The organism is Sphingobacterium siyangense (genome assembly GCF_007830445.1).
Taxonomy (GTDB): Bacteria; Bacteroidota; Bacteroidia; order Sphingobacteriales; family Sphingobacteriaceae; genus Sphingobacterium; species Sphingobacterium siyangense.
In genome coordinates, this window is the sequence record NZ_VLKR01000018.1 from 58,620 (window position 1) to 78,411 (window position 19,792).

At 38.1% G+C, this 19,792-nt stretch carries 18 protein-coding genes; 11 read left to right on the forward strand and 7 right to left on the reverse strand.

Features of this window, described 5'->3' with window-relative positions:
• Nucleotides 1-15 precede the first annotated feature (15 nt).
• Nucleotides 16-2,532, reverse strand: a complete 2,517-nt coding sequence (locus tag IQ31_RS16330) for a TonB-dependent receptor (RefSeq protein ID WP_088162777.1) — start codon at nt 2,530-2,532, stop codon at nt 16-18.
• A gap of 223 nt (nt 2,533-2,755) precedes the next feature.
• Here IQ31_RS16330 and IQ31_RS16335 point away from each other — a divergent pair, with 223 nt between their 5' ends.
• Nucleotides 2,756-3,892 carry a serine hydrolase domain-containing protein gene (locus IQ31_RS16335; protein ID WP_088162778.1) on the forward strand — a complete coding sequence of 379 codons (1,137 nt, stop codon included), beginning with the start codon at nt 2,756-2,758 and terminating at the stop codon, nt 3,890-3,892.
• 153 nt (nt 3,893-4,045) lie between these two features.
• Here IQ31_RS16335 and IQ31_RS16340 read toward each other — a convergent pair whose 3' ends face one another.
• Nucleotides 4,046-4,570 (reverse strand): glutathione peroxidase, encoded by a 525-nt coding sequence (locus IQ31_RS16340; protein WP_088162779.1) that lies wholly within the window; start codon nt 4,568-4,570, stop codon nt 4,046-4,048.
• Nucleotides 4,571-4,581: 11 nt separating this feature from the next.
• On the reverse strand, nt 4,582-5,448 hold the full coding sequence (locus IQ31_RS16345; protein WP_088162780.1) for an N-acetylglucosamine kinase: 867 nt from the start codon (nt 5,446-5,448) through the stop codon (nt 4,582-4,584).
• 336 nt (nt 5,449-5,784) lie between these two features.
• Between IQ31_RS16345 and IQ31_RS16350 the strand changes: the two genes are divergently transcribed.
• The gene (locus tag IQ31_RS16350; RefSeq protein WP_145328706.1) at nt 5,785-7,530 is read left to right on the forward strand and encodes a M61 family metallopeptidase; all 1,746 of its coding nucleotides are present in this window, start codon (nt 5,785-5,787) and stop codon (nt 7,528-7,530) included.
• Nucleotides 7,531-7,584: 54 nt separating this feature from the next.
• Here the strand turns inward: IQ31_RS16350 and IQ31_RS16355 are convergent, their stop codons facing one another.
• On the reverse strand, nt 7,585-8,085 hold the full coding sequence (locus tag IQ31_RS16355; RefSeq protein ID WP_088163737.1) for a hypothetical protein: 501 nt from the start codon (nt 8,083-8,085) through the stop codon (nt 7,585-7,587).
• A 262-nt stretch (nt 8,086-8,347) separates the two neighbouring features.
• Here IQ31_RS16355 and IQ31_RS16360 point away from each other — a divergent pair, with 262 nt between their 5' ends.
• Together IQ31_RS16360 and IQ31_RS16365 are read left to right on the forward strand one after the other, a co-directional pair.
• Nucleotides 8,348-10,114, forward strand: coding sequence for an AMP-dependent synthetase/ligase (locus IQ31_RS16360; RefSeq protein WP_145328708.1), 1,767 nt, complete (start codon nt 8,348-8,350; stop codon nt 10,112-10,114).
• Nucleotides 10,115-10,149: 35 nt separating this feature from the next.
• A complete protein-coding gene (locus IQ31_RS16365; RefSeq protein ID WP_145328711.1) occupies nt 10,150-11,151 on the forward strand; it encodes a YihY/virulence factor BrkB family protein in 1,002 nt (333 codons plus the stop codon).
• 5 nt (nt 11,152-11,156) lie between these two features.
• On the opposite strand, the gene IQ31_RS16370 is transcribed toward IQ31_RS16365, so the two are convergent.
• Nucleotides 11,157-11,843, reverse strand: coding sequence for a hypothetical protein (locus IQ31_RS16370; RefSeq protein WP_145328712.1), 687 nt, complete (start codon nt 11,841-11,843; stop codon nt 11,157-11,159).
• Between the two features lie 64 nt (nt 11,844-11,907).
• The gene (locus tag IQ31_RS16375; RefSeq protein WP_145328714.1) at nt 11,908-12,519 is read right to left on the reverse strand and encodes a WbqC family protein; all 612 of its coding nucleotides are present in this window, start codon (nt 12,517-12,519) and stop codon (nt 11,908-11,910) included.
• Between the two features lie 87 nt (nt 12,520-12,606).
• Here IQ31_RS16375 and IQ31_RS16380 point away from each other — a divergent pair, with 87 nt between their 5' ends.
• The 7 genes from IQ31_RS16380 (at nt 12,607) to rplI (ending at nt 18,799) form a co-directional block, all read left to right on the forward strand.
• Nucleotides 12,607-13,473 (forward strand): lysophospholipid acyltransferase family protein, encoded by an 867-nt coding sequence (locus IQ31_RS16380; protein ID WP_088162786.1) that lies wholly within the window; start codon nt 12,607-12,609, stop codon nt 13,471-13,473.
• Complete coding sequence (locus tag IQ31_RS16385; protein ID WP_145328716.1) at nt 13,470-14,501, forward strand: glycosyltransferase family 2 protein; 1,032 nt, start codon at nt 13,470-13,472, stop codon at nt 14,499-14,501. The genes IQ31_RS16380 and IQ31_RS16385 overlap by 4 nt, the downstream gene beginning before the upstream one ends.
• Nucleotides 14,502-14,620: 119 nt before the next feature.
• Nucleotides 14,621-16,645 (forward strand): NAD-dependent DNA ligase LigA, encoded by a 2,025-nt coding sequence (ligA, locus tag IQ31_RS16390; RefSeq protein WP_088162787.1) that lies wholly within the window; start codon nt 14,621-14,623, stop codon nt 16,643-16,645.
• Between the two features lie 37 nt (nt 16,646-16,682).
• On the forward strand, nt 16,683-17,561 hold the full coding sequence (gene dapA / locus IQ31_RS16395) for a 4-hydroxy-tetrahydrodipicolinate synthase (RefSeq protein WP_088162788.1): 879 nt from the start codon (nt 16,683-16,685) through the stop codon (nt 17,559-17,561).
• Between the two features lie 147 nt (nt 17,562-17,708).
• Nucleotides 17,709-18,077: a 30S ribosomal protein S6 gene (rpsF, locus tag IQ31_RS16400; protein WP_046671750.1), complete on the forward strand. Its 369-nt coding sequence runs from the start codon at nt 17,709-17,711 to the stop codon at nt 18,075-18,077.
• Complete coding sequence (rpsR, locus tag IQ31_RS16405) at nt 18,077-18,340, forward strand: 30S ribosomal protein S18 (RefSeq protein ID WP_028071347.1); 264 nt, start codon at nt 18,077-18,079, stop codon at nt 18,338-18,340. Before rpsF ends, rpsR begins: the two co-directional genes overlap by 1 nt.
• A 15-nt stretch (nt 18,341-18,355) precedes the next feature.
• Nucleotides 18,356-18,799, forward strand: a complete 444-nt coding sequence (rplI, locus tag IQ31_RS16410) for a 50S ribosomal protein L9 (protein ID WP_046671751.1) — start codon at nt 18,356-18,358, stop codon at nt 18,797-18,799.
• A 577-nt stretch (nt 18,800-19,376) separates the two neighbouring features.
• On the opposite strand, the gene trxA is transcribed toward rplI, so the two are convergent.
• Entirely contained in the window at nt 19,377-19,697 is a 321-nt protein-coding gene (gene trxA, locus IQ31_RS16415) for a thioredoxin (RefSeq protein ID WP_046671752.1), read from the reverse strand.
• Nucleotides 19,698-19,792: the final 95 nt, after the last annotated feature.

A 19,792-nucleotide genomic window follows, 5' to 3' on the forward strand; every position in this document is an offset into this window, starting at 1 on the left:
GGTTGAAGAGCGATATTACCTCTTCTCAAATTTATACGCTAAAGTTGCCATAAAACTACGCGGTGGAATCGGATTCACACTATAGTTTTCATGGATATAATAGTTAAACGCGTTGGTGATATTGGATAATTTACCCAAAATACTCCAGTTTTTATAAGCATAACCAGCGGAGAAATCTATGGTTGTAAATGGACTAACGGAGATCAGACGATTAAGACCATCGCGTACGTTGATCTTTGTATTATTCCAACCTGCATTACGTCTACCTGTATAAAATGCGGAAAAACCTAACTTCAGCCCCTTAACAGCCCCGTTTTGAATGGTATAAAACACGGTTCCATTAGCCGTATGTGCTGTAGTTCCTACCAAACGTACATTTTCTTCGTTTCCAGAGATTTCAGTCACTTTCTCCTTACCATCAACGATGGTTGTATAACTTGAAATTGGATTGGTTTCGGTATAACGCATATAATTATAGGAATAACCGGCGATAACATTCAATCCTGGAAGTAAAGTTCCGGTAACATCAACTTCCAATCCGCTTGAAGCCGTCTTTCCAGAAAATTCTTTCATATTTGCATCGCTATTGCTTGTTCCACCCGGGAGTACCAATAATTGTTGGGCAAAGCGATTGTTATTAATTCTATACCAGGCAACATTTGCGGATAACCTACCATTGAAAAAGTCATTTTTCACACCTGCTTCGTACTGATCGATGATGGAGGGAGCCAAGGGTTGATAATTTACATCGTATCCCGAATTCGATGTAAAGTTATTTGCATAAGTAACATAGACACTTGATGAGCGGATCGGCTGATAGATCAATCCAAATTTAGGTGACCATGCTTTGTCCACTTTTGCGCCGATCGGATTTTTCTGACCATCTAGATTAATAATCTCTTCCGATTGATTCGTCGCATAAGTATACTTTTCCGAATTCGGTGTACGCTGATACGTATAGCGAATCCCAGCCAATACTTTAAATTGTTCAGTAACTTCTATTAAGTCCTGAAAAAAAGCACCATAACGGAAGATATCCGTTGTTGTTTTGGTCAATAAATCCGCTTGTGGCATATCTGTTCGAAGTCCATTTCCCGAAACCAAATGCTGCGCAGTTTGTGAGGGATTAAAGACATAAATAGAATCGTATACACCGCCCACATTTTTAGATGCATCAATTTTATAGGCATACGCATTTGAATGCGATTGATCGGCATCTGCTCCCACCAGGATCTTATGCTTGATGGATCCTGTTTTTACAGTTCCCGTTAGATTCAATTGCTGGTTGGCCGTAAACTCATTTGATTTGGATCGGGTTAAACTCCGCGGAGCAATTCCATTTTTATTCGCTTGAATCCGATCTGATCCATAATAATCACGATCGTACGTTTGGTAACTTGCTATTGCGTTTAAATTCCATGAATCATTAAACTTATGGTTCAAATTGATCTGGCCGTTTGAGGTATTTGTTCTGTTGAAAGCAAAAGGCACATTCATAAAAGTGTTTCTGCCAACTTCATTGTTCAACTTTCCATCCACGGTCCCCATTCCAAAGTCTGGAGTAAAATCACTTTTTAAGTAATCGAATGTAAAGTTGAGATCAGTTTTATCAGATATTTTATATAAAACAGAAGGATTTACATAAGTACGTTTTGATGTGACTTGATCCCTAAAGCTACCCGCTTTTTCATAAGTTCCGATAACGCGGAATGCAACCTTATTGGAAATTGGACCATACACATCCACTGTTGGTTTATAGAAGTCATAACTTCCTACGCGCATTGAAGCCTCGCCTCCATAATAAAATTTAGGCTTTTTCGTAACCAGATTTACAACGGCCCCACCAGATACACCGCCATATAACAAAGCAGAACTTCCTTTTAAAATCTCTACAGATTCCAAGGTGCTCGCCTCAATCGAACCTCCATTGTTGGTTCGCGCACCATTTTTAAATATATTATTCCCGCCTAAGCTATAGCCCCTTGCGTAAAAATTTTCGTTGACCCCACCGCGATTCGCTCCCATAGCGACACCGTTTGCATTTTTTAGCGCATCACTCAGGCGATTAACCTGTTGATCTGCAATAACCTGTTCGTTTATAATTTGTACACTCTGCGGCAAATCCCGATCAATAATACCTGCTTTACCGACATTAACTGTTTTACTGTTATGCGAGTTGTAGCCCACCACTTCCACTTGTTCCAATTGAGATTCAGAAATATTCAAAGAAACATTAATGGCTGTCGCCTTTCCATTTTTAACCTCGATGGTACGCTCCTCAGCTCCATTTCCGATACTTTTAATCCGAATAGTATAGGTTCCATCTGGAAGATTAGAAAAATGGAAGCTTCCATCACCGGAAGTCGAAGTAGACCTACCTAAAGAAACTATGGTTACTGTTGCCGATTCAATTGGTGCACCATCTTTGGTTTTAACACGGCCATGTATCCCCTTACTTTGCGCCGATGCATCCAAATGAATTGCTCCTACCAATCCCAGACTTAAAACAAGTCCCAGAAAAGTTCTTTTCATGTTAATAAATTGTGAGTTCGTAAAAATTATTTGTCGGCGCAAACATACGATATTATTTTATTGTTTAGAATAGTTTTAAATAAAAATAGCTTATTATAATAGATGAATGATTCAACTTCGTAGCATCTATTATATGTTGCAAGGATTCACTGTAACTATTTCTATTAATCGTAAGGATTTCCTTACATTTATGCCATAACTAACATCCTAACTAATCAATTCAATGAGAACGCATAAGCTCCTACTCTCCGCTTTTATTTTTTTATTCTTTCCCACATTTTTGTTGGGTCAGCAAACACAGGTTGATCATGATCTCACAGCAATTATGCGTCGGTATAATGCTGTCGGGCTCAGTGTGGTCGTCGTCAAAAACAATAAAATTGAGTATCACAAAAATTATGGTTACAAAAACTTGGAAACCAAAACGGCTCTCGGAGAGAATGACCTCTTTAGAATTGCTTCTATTTCAAAGTCATTCACTGCAACATCATTAATGCAATTAATAGCAGATGGCCGATGCAAGTTAGACGACGACTTCGGAGATCTGATCGGTTTTCCAATCAGAAACCCCAATTATCCAGGAAAAAAAATAACACTCCGGATGATCCTTTCGCATACGTCCAGCGTCAATGATAAAAACGGTTACTTCAACCTAGATGTCATCAATCCATCCAAAAACCCAAACTGGAAAGATTCATACAATCTTTATGAACCCGGCACACAATACCAATATTGTAATCTCAACTTTAATATGGCCGGTGCCGTTCTCGAGAAACTGACCAATACACGTGTCGACAGCTACATTGTTAACCATATCCTCAAACCGCTCAACTTATATGGTGGTTACTGTATAGACTCCTTGGATCAGAAAAGATTGGTTTCGTTATACGCCTTTGATGAAAAGGGAAATCCCCATGAAGAGCCCAGTGCCTATAATCCACGTCGGGAAGAACTCAATCAATACATCCTGGGCTATAGCACTCCTGTGCTTTCTCCGACAGGTGGAATGAAAATATCTGCCTTAGATTTAGCCAGATACATGATGATGCACATGAACTACGGCCATAGTCAGGGAAAAAACATCATCAGTAAAAAATATGCGAAGATTATGCAGACGGCTGTAAATAAAGAATCAGGCTATGGATTAGCGATTATGAACAATGCAAAAATTGTCCCCGGTGTTAACCTGACAGGACATACCGGTTCGGCATATGGGCTTTATAGTGCGCTGTTTTTCAATCCAAAGAAAAAATATGGGTTTATTGTGATAACCAATGGCTGCAATATTCCCGATAGCGATGACTTCAACCCTTTGCTTAAAGATTGTATAGGAGCCTTGTACGATGCATATATCAAATAGGTAACAGCTTACATCAAGTAAACAAAAGCCAACCCATAAACTATAACCTTGTCGCTAAGCTTTATGGGAAAACCAGAGGCCCTCGGATCGACTGGACAATAAACAAAATAAAAAAGCTGCAGATTTTGCAGCTTTTTTATTTTGTTATTTTTACTATTTCTTGTTTTCTACCCAGTTTACAATAGCCGGATCCAGCGGATTGGTCGCTGAACGGAAACGATGTACAAGTTTACCGTTCTCATCAATCAAAAACTTTTCAAAGTTCCATTTGATTTCACCTTTAAAATCGGGGTTCTCCTGAGCGGTCAAATACTTAAACAAGGGTGATATTTGATCTCCTTTTACATCGATCTTTTCGGCCATTAGAAAATCAACACCATAATTTTGTTCACAAAACTCTTGAATCTGCGCATTTGAACCCGGTTCCTGTTGTCCAAAATTATTTGCCGGAAAGCCAATAATGATGAGCTTATCGCCAAAGGTTTTGTGCAATTCCTCCAGATCTTTGTACTGTTTTGTGAAACCGCATTTTGAGGCAGTATTCACGATCAATATTTTCTTTCCCTTGAAATCGGACATTTTCACTTCTTGCCCATCAAGTGTCGTAAACTTAAAATCATAAAAATTGGGATTGCCAAATAACATTGACATATACACCATAATAGTTGCAATAATCATATCTAATTATTTTAAAGACTTAACAATGAATTACTCTCTCTTTCCAGTACCGCATCAAAAAGCTCGTTGATAGGAGATTTTAAAATAGTACCTACCTTTATCTGATGTGTTTCACAGACTTCCCGTAAAATTAAATCAAAACTATAAGCAATAGAACCTACAAAGTGACATGCATATTTATTATAGTCCGGATAGGTCAAAATCGAAGCTTGAACAAATTCTTCGAATCCACTCTTTACCAGATCAATAATAAAGGGATGGGTAATATTATCGGACATGAACGGCGCAAACGATGCTAAGAAAGCATTGGGACGTTCTTTTTGATAAACATTTTTGATGACGATCTCTTTATTTATTCTGTATTTGTTCGCAAATTTTTCATTCAGATCTTTCGGCATACGGCCATATAGAAAAAGTCTAACAAGATTTTTCCCGAAATATGCCCCTGACCCCTCATCACCTAATACATAGCCATTTCCATTATGCGATGGCATCAGCTCCTCTCCGTCAAAAAAACTCAAATCAGACCCTGTCCCTAATGTCGCTACATAACCTTTTTTATTACCACAGGTCGCTAAGGCACTACCAAAAAGATCATTCTCAACAGAAATGTAAGCATTTTCGAATAAGGGTGTCAATGCATTTGAAACCATTTCCCGACGATCAGGCGTAATGCATCCTGCACCAAAAAAATACAACTCAGTAACTTCATCGGCGTAGGGAATAATTTCGGGTATCTCCTTAATAACACGTGTGATTTCCTTTTCATTCACAAAAAAAGGATTGAGTCCATTTGTACTGAATGAGATAGGCGCACTATCTGGCAATTCCAACTTCCAATCCGACTTTGAAGAGCCGCTATCAACAACTAAGATCATACAAATTCTTGATTATTTTCCCCCTATAAACTACTGTATCAAACTTAGCAAAAATTCTGATAAAAAACAGATTTTTTGCTTCATCTCCCCAGCCCAATAAAAACGGGTATTTCATCCAAAGCAGCTATTATGCCTATCGATTTACACCTCATTTCTTAAATAAATTTATGTATATTGGAGGGTACTATTAGCTGCTTCCCGTCATTGTTCTTTTTCTACTGAAGGAACAATGATGGGGCACGCTGATTCATAATTGTAGAACCAACAATCTATTTTTTTGTTTGGTTAAGCGTACGATACTTTTAATTTTGTAAGCTCATACTAAAATCATCTTTCATGGACAGTGACCATTTCAGTATACCCGAAATACATTTTGAGGTATCATTTTCAGAAGCACAAGCTCATTATATCGAAGTAAAAATGAGCATCGCAAAGCTCAACCAGCCTTATGTCGATCTAAAAATGCCGGTCTGGTCTCCTGGATCTTATTTAATTCGTGAATATGCTAAAAACGTTGAACGATTCCGATCATTTGACAAAGCAGGAAATACAATTTCCTACCAGAAAGTTTCAAAGAACACCTGGCGAATACCCACAGAATCTTTGGATCAGATCGAAGTAATCTACGCCATATACGGTTTTGAAGTTTCTGTGCGTACCAACTTTTTCGATAGTGACCATGCTTTTATTGTACCTACGGCAACTTTCTTTCATATCGATGGCCGTATAAACAATCCTTCGACAATCAGCATAGCACTAAAAGATTCTTGGGCAAGTATATCAACTGGACTCGAACAAATTGGAGAATGCAAGTTTTATGCGCCAAATTTTGACGTATTATACGATACGCCCATCGAAGCTGGTAATCAGGATGTCTGGAAATTCCAGGCTGCCGGTGTCGAACATGAATGCGCCATGGTCGGAGGTGGCAGCTATAATAAAGAACGCCTGACGAAAGATATCACACGTATCGTCGAAGAAGAAACCCGCATCTGGGGTTCGAACCCCAATGAGCGATATGTCATTATTACCCACAACTACCAATCTGGAGGTGGAGGTCTAGAACATCTCAATTCAACAGTATTGGGAGCCTCGAGAAATGCCTATCTAAATGAGACCAGCTACAAAAACTATTTGAGTCTCGTTGCACATGAGTATTTTCACCTATGGAATGTGAAACGCTTACGTCCAAAAGCATTAGGACCGTTTAATTACGATGCCGAAAACTATACCACAGGCCTCTGGATCATGGAAGGATTCACTTCGTACTATGATAATTTAATTATTAAACGCTGTGGATTCTATGATGAAAAAGAGTATCTCGCTTTGCTAGCTAACGATTTCAACATTGTATTAAACCGTCCAGGGCATACGATACAGTCTGCAGCAGCCTCAAGTTTCGATACCTGGATTAAATATTATCGGCCTGATGAAAATTCGATGAATTCAGGAATTTCCTATTACAACAAAGGTGCAATGCTGACAGCATTGTTGGATATTAAAATTATTGCCGCTACAGAAGGTAGGCTAAAATTGGATGATGTTATCCGCGAGGCTTATGAGGAGTTCTACCTAAAACTTGATCGTGGATTTGAAGAAAACGAATTGAGAAGCCTTGCTGAACGTATCGCAGGCACTTCGCTGGATGATATTTTCAATGCTGCTCATCAGGACGGAGAACTGGAATACAACGATTATTTTAATCTCGTTGGATATGAAATTGTTGATACCAATGTTAATAACAACACGTTGACACTAGGCATTACAACCAATAAAGTGGATGGGCTAATTTCGGTAGCGACAGTGGAAAAAGATTCTGGTGCATATGATGCCGGATTAAGTGTAAAAGACGAACTGATTGCAATTAATAGTAACAGGCTCGATGTTAAGGACAAGGAAATTGATTTCATTGTTCAACATGCCAAAGAGGGGGAGATATTAAACTTCCTGGTGGCACGAGATGGTTTAGTGCGGGAAATCCCTGTTCAAATCAAAAAGAGCAATAAAAAGATATACGAAATCCGTCCGCTCAAAGAACAAACCTTTCTACAGGAATTGCTAGGTAAAATCTGGATGGCTTAACACGGAAGTATTATCATTAAAAAAAGAATAGCGGGAAATCCCGCTATTCTTTTTTTAAAATTTATATCTTACCGAAAAACCGATCGGATCAAATAATTTGATACTGGATTCGTTTAGAAAATCGAAATAAGGTTTTACATCCAATGAGATTTGAAACGGTGCCTGCGGAATATTATATTCAATACCTACGATACCGTCAATACTCAGATTAAGCTGTGAATCAAATGAATGACGCTGACCCTCGATAATTTTGTCTTTCTCCTTATAAGAACCGATACTACCACCAAAACCATAATACCAATTAAACCCAGCAGTCAATGGTTTATAGATTTCATATAAGCCCACAACGCGGAAACGGCGAAAATCAGAATTGCTCTGAATACTCATAATTCCTTCCAATGCATGGTCCGAGTTAAGCGTGTGACGATATGTAATTCCCTGAGCAGACCCGAAACGTCCACCAATAGCACCCCTATTGTCCAACTGAGCCATAGCTCTATTGGATAATGCTCCAAACATCAGCATTCCACCGACAGCCAAAAATATTTTTTTCATAAAAATCGTACGCTTTTTTTGCTTTACATTTTTCCAAACATAGATAAATTGCTTTTTATATGCAATATAATTGCAGTGCACATAAAAAACTATTTACCAGAACTTCCCCTACGAAGGACCTTTTCGATAGGGTAAATATCCATTACAGCTATAACGAAACAATGTTTAATTTGTTATGACAATAATCCCAAATTATCCAACTTTATTTCTGTATATTTAGGTCAATACAGCATGTAGTAGTAACCAAATAAACTCAAGTGATATGGGCAGAATTTTTGACTTTATAACCTTATATAAAGAAAAATACGCAAAGGACATCATGGTGGCAGGGCGAGATGGAAATGGCCAGTGGAAGACATATTCTACCAAAGAATACACCGACGCAATTGACACCTTAAGCAGGGCGTTACTGCAATTAGGCCTCAAAAAAGGTGATCGGGTAGGAATCATGTCCGGCAACAGACCCGAGTGGAATTTAGTTGATTTTGCCTGCAATCAAATCGGTCTTGCAACTGTTCCCCTCTATCCCACTTTATCCGCACAGGATCTTTCGTTTATTGTAAATGACTCGGATGTCAACGTACTATTTGTCAGCAACAGAGAATTGACGGACCGTATTGAACAAGCCATCAAGGAACACGGTATAAACCCACAACTGTATACATTTGATGCCATTGAAAATTATACGCAGCTAAAAACATTCATCGAAACAGCAAAAGATGACACAACCGACCTGGCTCCACTTCGAGAGGCTGTTACAGAAGAAGATCTATTAACACTGATCTACACTTCAGGTACAACAGGGCGCCCTAAAGGCGTATACCTGTCTCACAAAAACGTATACAGCAACGTCTTGGCATGCAATCATCTCATCCGATCGGATTTCAAAACGGCACTTAGCTTTCTTCCGCTATGCCATATTTTTGAACGCATGGTGGTATATATGTACTATTCGAAAGGAATCCAGATCTATTTTTCAGAGACCTTAGACAATGTTGTTGCCGATATCAACGATGTCAAACCGGATGTATTCACCACCGTACCCCGTGTCCTGGAGAAAGTATACGATAAGATTATTGAAAAAGGGAAAGCCTTAACTGGATTAAAAAAGAAAATTTTCTTCTGGGCTGTTGATCTTGGCTTGAAATTTCAAGAACCAGCGCATAATGGACCACTTTACAATCTAAAACTTGCGATCGCTAGAAAACTGATATTTTCGAAATGGCAAGAAGCTCTTGGCGGAAATATTAAGATCATTGTATCCGGTGGTGCAGCTCTTCAAGAGCGTTTAGCGCGTGTATTCTGGGCCGCTGGACTTAAAGTACTTGAGGGATACGGCCTGACTGAAACATCTCCGGTTATTGCTGTAAACTCCTACTTACCCAATGGGTTGAAATTTGGGACTGTAGGCAAACCCCTGAAAAACTTAGAAGTTAAAATTGCTTCAGACGGTGAGATTCTTGTCAAGGGCCCTAGTATCACGACAGGCTATTATAAAAATGAAGAAGCCACAAAAGAAGCTTTTGACGATAATGGTTTTTTCAAGACGGGCGATATTGGAGAAATTACATCCGATGGTTTCCTAAAAATAACCGATCGAAAAAAGGAAATGTTTAAGACTGCAGGTGGTAAATATATCGCGCCCCAATCCATTGAAAACAAACTCATGGAGTCTACATTAATCGGACAGGTCATGGTTTTTGGAGAAAATAGAAAATTTCCCGGCGCCTTGATTGTTCCTGCATTTGATGTGCTGTCCAAATGGGCAAACCAAAAAGGTATTACCGGCGGTTCAAACGAAGAAATCATCAAAAATCCGGAAGTAATCCAAAAATATCAAGAAGAAATTAACCGATTATCCACTAACTTTGGACATTGGGAAATTGTCAAGAAATTTATTCTTCTTCCAAAGGAATGGACAATCAACGACGGTCAATTGACGCCAAAATTGAGTCTAAAACGAAAAATTATTTTAAAAGAGAACGAAGGAGCAATCGACAAATTGTATCAGGAACAAAACCAAGAGTAACAATTTGCACGATTATTGGAGCTGATCATCTTATTATGAAGCACGTTACACTACGAGATTTATTTACACTCGCCTACTGGAAAAACATTTGGCATGTCTTAATTGATGCCTTTAATGGATTCAATGATGACAAATGTATGAAGAAGAGTGCTTCATTGGCTTATTATACCGTCTTCTCCATCGGCCCACTTCTTATGATTGTTATCTGGTGTATTGGATTTTTCTATGGAGAACATCTTCAAAGTGGATCTTCAGCGCAAGATCAGGTGCTGGAGGAGGTCATGGTTCTTTTTGGTCAGGATGTGACCACACAGATCCAGTCCTATCTTCAGAAGATAACTTTCGAGAATAAATCTAATATGGGGATCACAATAGGTATCGTTACATTGATTCTATCCTCCACAACCTTATTCGTTGATATACAGGACTCAATAAACAATATCTGGAAAGTAAAACCGAAACCAAAAAAGGGATGGCTAAAATTAATCATCAACAGGCTGATTTCTTTTTCCATCGTGATTGCCCTTGGTTTTTTGCTAATTGCCTCACTCATGATCAACGGAGTTATTGTTGCCGTGACCAATTTAGTCATGACTTATTTTCCTTTTATTCCGATTGCACTCATTTCATGGGTGAATACGGGCATCACATTTTCGGTCATTGTCATTTTATTTGGCTTTATCTTTTCCTTCCTTCCGGATGCTAAAGTAAAATTCAGGGACATGCTTGGCGGAGCTATCTTTACAGGCTTACTCTTTATGTTAGGCAGGTACGGCATTTCAATCTATCTGAATCTTTCCTCCACAGCCAGCTTTTACGGAGCTGCGGGATCAATAATTGTTATGTTATTATGGATCTACTATTCGGCTGCAATATTGTATTTTGGCGCAGAATTCACCAAATTTTATGCGATCAAATTTGGTGCAGGCATTATTCCGTCCACATTTGCAGTAGCGGTTGAACAAACGGAAAAAGTTAAAAAAACAGGCAGCGACGCCGAAGCACATGTTGGAGACACCATTCAGGTCTTAAAATAAGCCGTCTATTTTTTCTCTTTTTTACCGCTAATGGAACCATCGATGCCAATGACATTGATGACTTTATCCCCAATTTGCGTAATATCGGATTTTAATCCCACCATAACGGTAAAAATATTCACGGGAGTATCCTGTATCTTCCTAAAATTATGGAGATAACCAAGCTCAAGACCTAAAAAGAAACCGTTAAATTTATAATCTGCCCCTGCACCTATTTTGCTGGAGAAATTCAGGTGATTTTTATTTTCCATCTTAATAAGCTTTTGGTCTGCGAGTACATTTGCCCTTGGCTCACTCGTCAATCCTACACCGGGACCTACAAAACCATAGATATTCAATAATCGCATCTGCTTCCTAATGCCCCCCGAAAATGAAAGGGTATAGAAATTGGTATTCGCATCTTCGATACGATACTCAAAATTCGGATCGACCAATCGCTGCTTATACTTGAATGAAAGTGTATAAAGTGTGGGGGATACAAAAAACATTGGATTTTTCAGGGAGATATCCAAACCAATACTACCAGAAAACTTTGGCGAAAGTATATCTTTGGTTTTTCCGATCGGAAAGCCCATTCCCGTTGTACCCCAATAGTAAACTTTTCGATAATGTATCGTATCAACACCGCCCTGAGCCCGCGCGAAAGTCCAACACAAAGAAAAAAGAAGAAAAGTAAAAAAGAATTGTTTCATTTAAATGCGTTCAATATTGAATAACAACAATATTAAACGCATTTTGTTCAAAAAAACCGTCAGGCTACAGGTAACTTTTTGATTGTGGTCCTTGATTGAATAGCAAATCGATAATGCTTAAATCGGGATAAAATCCATTTTTATCAGAAAAAACCTGATAATATTCTTTTGGCTCACGCAATACACTTTCTTTTTTAGGATGGATCAGGTTACGGAAATCGATCATTTCCGAAGGCGCAGCAACATACTCTTCTGTAAATCCTATTGCTCGTTTAAGTTTGATCGATTTTAGAATGAGTTCTAATTGAGCAACATTAAAGTCTACCAAATACGCAAACTTTTCCTCATAGAATCGTATAAAATCATCTTCATAATATTCAAAATATGCAGAGCTACGGTAAGCTGTCTGAATACTTAGCCAATGTAAACGCTGCCAGTCAAACTCATAACTTATCCGAATATCTTTCATAGGAACACGTTCCTTATTGCCATGTTGAATGGGTACGATCAAATCCTGCACCCCATTTGCAGAAGCAATGCGTGCGCGCGTACGATAACTCTGCTTTTGAAAATGCTCATATTTCTCGATGACCAAAGGAAGATTATGCTCTTGTATCGTATGAAAATAGGATATTGGTGGAAGATAACATGCCGGAAGTAATAACTGCGATTCCATAAAAACTGATGATTTTTGTTATAAGTGACGCAAAAATAACTTAAATTAAGGATATTTGTAAAGAACACTGGGAATTTTAGCTATAGCATGAAACAAAAAGCGTTAAACGCATTAATCTATATCATCTCTCTTCTCCCCTATTGGTTTCTATATTTGATCTCCGATGGGCTTTATTACATACTCTACTATATTATTGGATATAGGAAGAATATTGTATTTCAGAACTTAAAAAATGCTTTTCCAGAAAAAACGGATAAAGAACGTCTGGTAATTGCCAAAAAGTTTTATCGTTTTTTCCCGGATCTCCTTGTCGAATCGATCAAATTGAAAACGATTACAGCTGAGGAAGTCAAGAAAAAGATGACTTTGGAAAATGTAGAAGAATTGACTAAACACCTCGAAGCGGGCAAAAACGTAATCGGGGTGACCTCACATTATGCCAATTGGGAGCTGGGTATTCACCGTTTGAGCTTAATTACAAACTTTCCTACGCTGATTGTATACAAACCACTCAATAACAAAGATATTGACACAGTGTACAATGATATGCGAGGAAGGTTTGGCGCCGAAATGGTACCAATGAAACAAATACTCCGTCATATCGTAAAGTTGAAAGGCCAACCCAATATCAGTATACTCGTTGCCGATCAAACACCGCTGTATTCGGATTCCGATTATTTTATTAATTGGCTAAATCAGGAAACATTGGTCTATACAGGAGCTGAAAGACTGTCTAGAATAAGTAAAGCACCTGTGGTCTATTGCTATATCGGAAGAAAGCCCAAAAGAGGGCAATATTTCTGTAAATTCGTTACTTTAATCGAAGATCCAAGTGGCTTTGGAGAGCATGAAATTACCGATATACACAATCAATTTGCGGAACAGCTTATTCGTGAAAACCCAGAATATTGGCTATGGTCACATAATCGTTGGAAAAGAAAACGTAGAAAATGAGTAAATTACCAAAAGTAGCTGTCGTTATCCTCAATTGGAATGGCCGATTTTTCCTGGAAAAATTTTTACCATCCGTATATAACAGTTCTTATCCGAATGTCGAATTTGTCATTGGAGACAATGCCTCCGATGATGATTCAATTTCATTTGTGAAACAGTACTATCCTACGATTACTATCCTTGAAAATGACAAAAACTATGGCTTCGCAGGAGGTTATAACAAAATACTGCAGCGTGTAGATGCTGATTACTATGTACTCCTCAATTCGGATGTTGAAGTGAGCCAAAACTGGATTGAACCAGTGATTGAATACTTGGAAAGAAACCCTTCCCTGGCAGCAGCACAGCCCAAAATACGCTCATTTCATGACAAGCAGAAGTTCGAACATGCCGGAGCGGCCGGTGGCTATCTGGATTACTTTGGCTTTCCTTTCTGTAAAGGTAGAATCCTACATGAAGTAGAAGACGATGCGGGACAGTACGATAATGAATCCGAGATTTTCTGGGCATCTGGAGCTGCACTTTTTATTCGCTCTGACGCCTGGAAGGAGGCAGATGGCCTTGACGAAGATTTCTTTGCTCATATGGAGGAAATCGATCTATGCTGGCGATTAAAGAAAATGGGCTATGGCATAGGCTATTGTCCGAAATCTATTGTTTATCATGTTGGTGGGGGCACCCTCAATGCAAGTAATCCCAAAAAGACTTACCTCAATTTTAGGAATAACATGGTCATGCTGCAAAAAAACCTGCCGCTAGGCAAAGCAATATGGATTATTTTCATCAGGCTTTGGTTTGACTTTGCAGCCCTTGTTAAGTTTCTGATCGACAGGAAACCCAAGGATGCCTGGGCGATCAGTCGCGCACATCAGTATTTCTTCTTGAATATTTTCAAAAATGCTAAAAAACGAAAAAAATACAAGGCGAAAGAAAATACCAAAGGGCAGTACACAAAATCGATTATCATTGATTTTTACACAAATAACAAACATAAATTTTCTCAGCTAAATCCGGAGGATTTCAAATAGCGTATTATTTCCCTGTAACATAAAATGCAGAAAAACGCATTTTCAAAATAAAGCAGTCATTACGACAAGATTCTTTATTTATTTTATTTAAACGTACTTTTTATTTGTAATTTTGCAAAATGTTGGTGATGGATATTGAAAAAAAGATAAAAGACTTAACGGCAGAGCTCAACCATTATAACTATCAATACTATGTATTGGCGAACAGTGTTATTTCGGACTACGACTTCGACCTTAAATTAAAGGAACTCGAAGCGCTGGAAGCTCAATATCCCAACTTTGCCGACCCCAACTCCCCTACACAGCGTGTTGGTGGAGACATTACCTCCCGATTTCAAACGGAAAAGCACCGCTGGCCAATGCTTTCATTGGGCAACACATACAATCAGGAGGAATTACTTGACTTCGACCAGCGAATCCGCAAAATCATCGGCGATCAGTTTGAGTATGTTTGTGAATTAAAATTTGACGGTTTATCCATCAGCTTGACTTATGAAAATGGCCTACTAAGTAAAGCCGTTACGCGCGGTGATGGTACACAAGGCGATGTTGTCACAAACAATGTTAAAACCATTCGTTCTATCCCGATCAAACTTAAAGAAGGAGATTATCCAGATCAATTCGAAATACGAGGTGAAATATTTATGCACAAATCAGCTTTTCTCCGCCTGAATAAGGAACGAGCTGATAACGAGGAGCAAACCTATGCCAACCCAAGAAATTTCGCTTCTGGAACCATCAAACTCCAAGATTCTGCTGAAGTTGCAAAACGCCCATTGGACTGTTTCCTTTACTTTTTGTACTGCGACAACAGAACAAATCTATTTCACGACCATTGGAATAGCTTAAACCATGTCAAAGACTGGGGATTTCACGTCAGCGAGCATAGCAGAAAATGCAGCACATTAACCGATGTTTTTGCATTTATTGACTACTGGGATGTCGAACGTCATAACCTAGGTTATGAAATTGATGGAATTGTTATTAAAGTAAATGATTACGCACAACAGGAGGAACTTGGCTTTACTGCCAAAAATCCACGTTGGGCAATATCCTATAAATTCAAAGCAGAGCGTGTAGAAACCACATTGAACTCGATTAGTTATCAAGTTGGACGTACCGGCGCTGTTACACCTGTTGCCAATCTTCAACCTGTACAACTGGCAGGCACAACGGTAAAACGCGCTTCTTTACACAATGCAAATGAAATCGCACGTCTCGACCTACACGAAGATGACACTGTCTTTGTAGAAAAAGGGGGCGAAATTATACCTAAAATAATTGGGGTAAACCTCGAGAAAAGATTAGCAGGATCGACAAGTTTTGTCTACCCCACATCTTGTCCAGAATGCGACACAGCACTTATACGACAAGAAGGGGAAGCCGTACACTATTGCCCTAATGAAACTGGATGCCCGCCACAAATTGTTGGCAAAATGCAGCATTTTATCGGACGAAAAATGATGGACATCGAGGGAATGGGGGACGAGACCGTGGATACTTTCTTCAAGAAAGGTTTGTTACGCAATATCGTTGACATCTATGGCCTAAAAGACCATCAAGATGACCTGCAACAACTGGAACGTTTCGGTCAAAAATCAATCGATAACATGCTCAACGGCATCGAAAAATCCAAAGAAAAACCTTTTGAAAAAGTCTTATTTTCGCTTGGAATACGTCATGTCGGCGAGACGATTGCAAAAAAATTAGCCCAGCATTTCAAAAATATTGATGCACTCGCACAAGCCTCGACAGAGGAAATCGAAGGAGTACAAGACATTGGACGCCGTATTGCGGAGAGTGTCAAAGAATACTTAGACAATCCAATTCATCAACAACAGATTGTTGCACTGAGAAATTATGGCTTAAATTTCGAAATTGAGGAAAAGGAGATCATCCTTGCGAGCAATTCACTTGAAGGGAAAACCTTCCTGATTTCTGGTGTATTTGCAGACCATTCACGTGAAGAGCTAGCAGCAGTAATTGAAAGCAATGGCGGAAAGATGTTATCTTCCATTTCTGCCAAATTAAGCTACCTCGTAGCGGGAGATAAAATGGGACCGTCCAAACTAGCGAAGGCAGAAAAATTGGGTATCCCGATGATTAATGATAAAGAACTATTTGAACTCATTAATCCCAAGTAAGTTTTTTTAATTAAATTTATATAAATACAAAAACAAGATGAACGAGCTTCACGGCGCAGGAGTAGCATTGGTCACTCCTTTTAACTCAGATGAATCTGTTGATTTCGAAGCATTAGGTCAGCTAATTGACTTGCAAATCAACGAAGGTATGGATTATTTGGTTTCTTTAGGTACAACTGGAGAAGTTGCCACTTTAACCAATGATGAACGAAAGCGTATCTGGGATTTTACTGTCAAGCGCGTGAACGGTAGACTTCCTTTGGTTGCTGGAATTGGCGGTAATAATACAGCCGAAATTGTGGAACAAATTAAAAACTTTAATCCAACAGGCTTCTGTGCAATTCTATCTGTATCTCCTTATTATAACAAACCAACACAAGAAGGCATTTACCAGCATTACAAGGCTGTTTCAAACGCCTCTCCACTTCCGGTTATTTTATACAATGTGCCTGGGCGTACGGGCAGCAATATAACAGCACAGACAACATTACGACTAGCCAATGATTTTTCCAATATCGTAGCCATCAAAGAAGCTTCTGGAAATTTTGCGCAATTCAGCGAAATTCTACGGGATAAACCTACGGGATTTCTATTGATCTCCGGAGATGATCCGGTTACCTTGCCGATGATGTCTCTTGGAGCTGCTGGTATCATTTCAGTGATCGGAAACGCATTACCGAAAAAGGTTGCCACATTAGCTAAGTTATGCGCTGAAGGCAATTATGCGGAAGCTAGATCGATCCATAATGAACTCCTTGACATTACAGATCTGTGTTTTATTGAAGGAAACCCTGCTGGTGTAAAATATATTTTACAGGAATTGGGGATCGGAAAAGATCAATTACGACTTCCTTTAGTCCCTGTTAGCGAGAAAATACAGGCAGCTATCAAAGAAGAATTAAAGAAATTGAACTAAAATATAGCCTAGTTCGGTTGAGAAAAGTTTAGATCCCTCCAAAGGATCTAAACTTTTTTATTTCAAAGCTTTGCAACATAACAATATAATAACTACCTTTGCACTTCCACAAAAGTGGAATTTTAAATAACAAAATTAATTAACACAATGCAACAGTACGAATCTGTAATCGTTCTTACCCCGTTGCTTTCTGATGATGCTGCGAAAGAAGTAATCGCAAAATTCAAAAACATCTTAACAGAAGGCGGAGCCGAGATTGTCGCTGAAGACAATTGGGGTTTGAAAAAATTAGCGTATCCAATCCAGAAAAAAACTACTGGATTTTATCACTTAACTGAATTCAAGGCTCCAGGTGAATTAATCAATAAATTAGAGGTTGAATACAAACGTGATGAGCGCATTATGCGTTTCTTGACTGTAAGCTTAGACAAACATGCTAAAGCATACAACGAGAAAAAACGTAGCGGTGCATTCAACAAAAAAGCTGAAACTAAAACTGAGGAGGGCGCAAACTAATGGCTAACGAAAATATCCAATACGTAACTGCTCCTAAAGTAGAGGACAACCGTAAAAAATACTGTCGTTTCAAAAAGAATGGTATCAAATATATCGATTATAAAGATGCTAACTTCTTGATGAAATTTGTAAATGATCAAGGTAAAATCTTACCTCGTCGTTTAACTGGTACATCTTTGAAATTTCAACGTAAAGTAGCTCAAGCTGTTAAACGTGCTCGTCACATCGGCTTATTACCTTACTTAGCTGATGCAATTAAATAAGGAGGACGATAGAAAATGGAAGTAATTTTAAAACAAGATATCAAAGGCTTAGGTGAGCAAAACGATATCGTTAATGTAAAGCCAGGTTTCGGTCGTAACTACTTAATCCCGCAAGGATTTGCTATCCAAGCGACTGAATCTGCAAAGAAAGTTTTAGCTGAGAACATCAAACAAGCTCAGTTCAAACAAGAAAAAATCAAAAAAGACGCTACTGAATTAGCTGGTAAATTGGAAGCTATTAAACTTTCAATCGGTGCTAAAGCAGGTGAATCTGGTAAAATCTTTGGTAAAGTAAACAGCATTCAAATTGCTGATGCGTTGAAAGCAAAAGGTTTTGATGTAGATCGTCGTCGTATCACTTTCGAAGTAGAACCTAAAGAATTAGGTGAATACATCGCAAACTTAAACTTACACAAAGAAGTGAAAGTTCAAGTTCCTTTCGAAGTAATTGCTGAATAATTCAGTTTATTTAGTCAATAATAAAAAGCGGCTATCCTTTCGGATAGCTGCTTTTGTTTTTACCCATACTTTAGCCAAAAAAAAACTCGCGTTACGGAGAGCAACGCGAGGCATAATCTAGGGTATTTGAAAGGGAAAATCTTTGTCAATTTCTATTTTTTTTCAAAAAAATAACTCCTAAATCATCGAGTCAAAAAAAACAATATCAAAATCAAAAAAATCGAAACAAATTCTTTTCGAAAACCAATTTCAATACTCAAAAGAAGCAAAAAATATTGGTTTTTGCAAATAAAATTGATTTTTTATAAAAAATTAAACACAAATACATAAAAACTAACAATAAAACCATATTAAAACACAAAAACACAAAAAAATACAACACATTAAACTACTAAAAAACAAAACAAAAGCATAAAATACACCAAAATAAATAAAATACAGAAACAAAACACATCAAAACAAATAAAATATATACACAAAACAACTAAAAGTCGAAATAAAATCAAAAAAATTGGATTTTAAAAACAAAAAAAGCCTGAAATAGAATATTCCAGGCTTTTTTTGTCATTTAACTAAGTTATGCTAATTGTTTTTCTAATTTCTCGTTCAATACTGATTTTGGAACAGCTCCAATTTGTTTATCAACAATTTCTCCATTTTTAAAGAACAATAAAGCTGGAATATTACGAATGCCATAACGAACAGAAATCTCTGGATTTTCATCCACATTTACTTTTCCTACAACAGCTTTACCTTCATAATCCTTAGCCAGTTCTTCAACCACAGGACCTACCATACGGCAAGGACCACACCATTCTGCCCAAAAATCAATTAATACTGGTTTGTCTGCTTTTAAGACAACTTCTTCAAAGTTGCTATCTGTAATTTCTAATGCCATAATCTTTTAATTTTATAAACCGAAGTTATATCTTTAATACTATTTAATTGCTAAAATCAATAAACAAAGATAGTAACAACTACCAATGTATTTGT

Coding starts and splice junctions, on each gene's coding strand:
- IQ31_RS16330 (WP_088162777.1), bottom strand. CDS start 2,532: ATGAAAAGAACTTTTCTGGGACTTGTTTTAAGTCTGGGATTGGTAGGA.
- IQ31_RS16335 (WP_088162778.1), top strand. CDS start 2,756: ATGAGAACGCATAAGCTCCTACTCTCCGCTTTTATTTTTTTATTCTTT.
- IQ31_RS16340 (WP_088162779.1), bottom strand. CDS start 4,570: ATGATTATTGCAACTATTATGGTGTATATGTCAATGTTATTTGGCAAT.
- IQ31_RS16345 (WP_088162780.1), bottom strand. CDS start 5,448: ATGATCTTAGTTGTTGATAGCGGCTCTTCAAAGTCGGATTGGAAGTTG.
- IQ31_RS16350 (WP_145328706.1), top strand. CDS start 5,785: ATGGACAGTGACCATTTCAGTATACCCGAAATACATTTTGAGGTATCA.
- IQ31_RS16355 (WP_088163737.1), bottom strand. CDS start 8,085: ATGAAAAAAATATTTTTGGCTGTCGGTGGAATGCTGATGTTTGGAGCA.
- IQ31_RS16360 (WP_145328708.1), top strand. CDS start 8,348: ATGGGCAGAATTTTTGACTTTATAACCTTATATAAAGAAAAATACGCA.
- IQ31_RS16365 (WP_145328711.1), top strand. CDS start 10,150: ATGAAGCACGTTACACTACGAGATTTATTTACACTCGCCTACTGGAAA.
- IQ31_RS16370 (WP_145328712.1), bottom strand. CDS start 11,843: ATGAAACAATTCTTTTTTACTTTTCTTCTTTTTTCTTTGTGTTGGACT.
- IQ31_RS16375 (WP_145328714.1), bottom strand. CDS start 12,519: ATGGAATCGCAGTTATTACTTCCGGCATGTTATCTTCCACCAATATCC.
- IQ31_RS16380 (WP_088162786.1), top strand. CDS start 12,607: ATGAAACAAAAAGCGTTAAACGCATTAATCTATATCATCTCTCTTCTC.
- IQ31_RS16385 (WP_145328716.1), top strand. CDS start 13,470: ATGAGTAAATTACCAAAAGTAGCTGTCGTTATCCTCAATTGGAATGGC.
- ligA (WP_088162787.1), top strand. CDS start 14,621: ATGTTGGTGATGGATATTGAAAAAAAGATAAAAGACTTAACGGCAGAG.
- dapA (WP_088162788.1), top strand. CDS start 16,683: ATGAACGAGCTTCACGGCGCAGGAGTAGCATTGGTCACTCCTTTTAAC.
- rpsF (WP_046671750.1), top strand. CDS start 17,709: ATGCAACAGTACGAATCTGTAATCGTTCTTACCCCGTTGCTTTCTGAT.
- rpsR (WP_028071347.1), top strand. CDS start 18,077: ATGGCTAACGAAAATATCCAATACGTAACTGCTCCTAAAGTAGAGGAC.
- rplI (WP_046671751.1), top strand. CDS start 18,356: ATGGAAGTAATTTTAAAACAAGATATCAAAGGCTTAGGTGAGCAAAAC.
- trxA (WP_046671752.1), bottom strand. CDS start 19,697: ATGGCATTAGAAATTACAGATAGCAACTTTGAAGAAGTTGTCTTAAAA.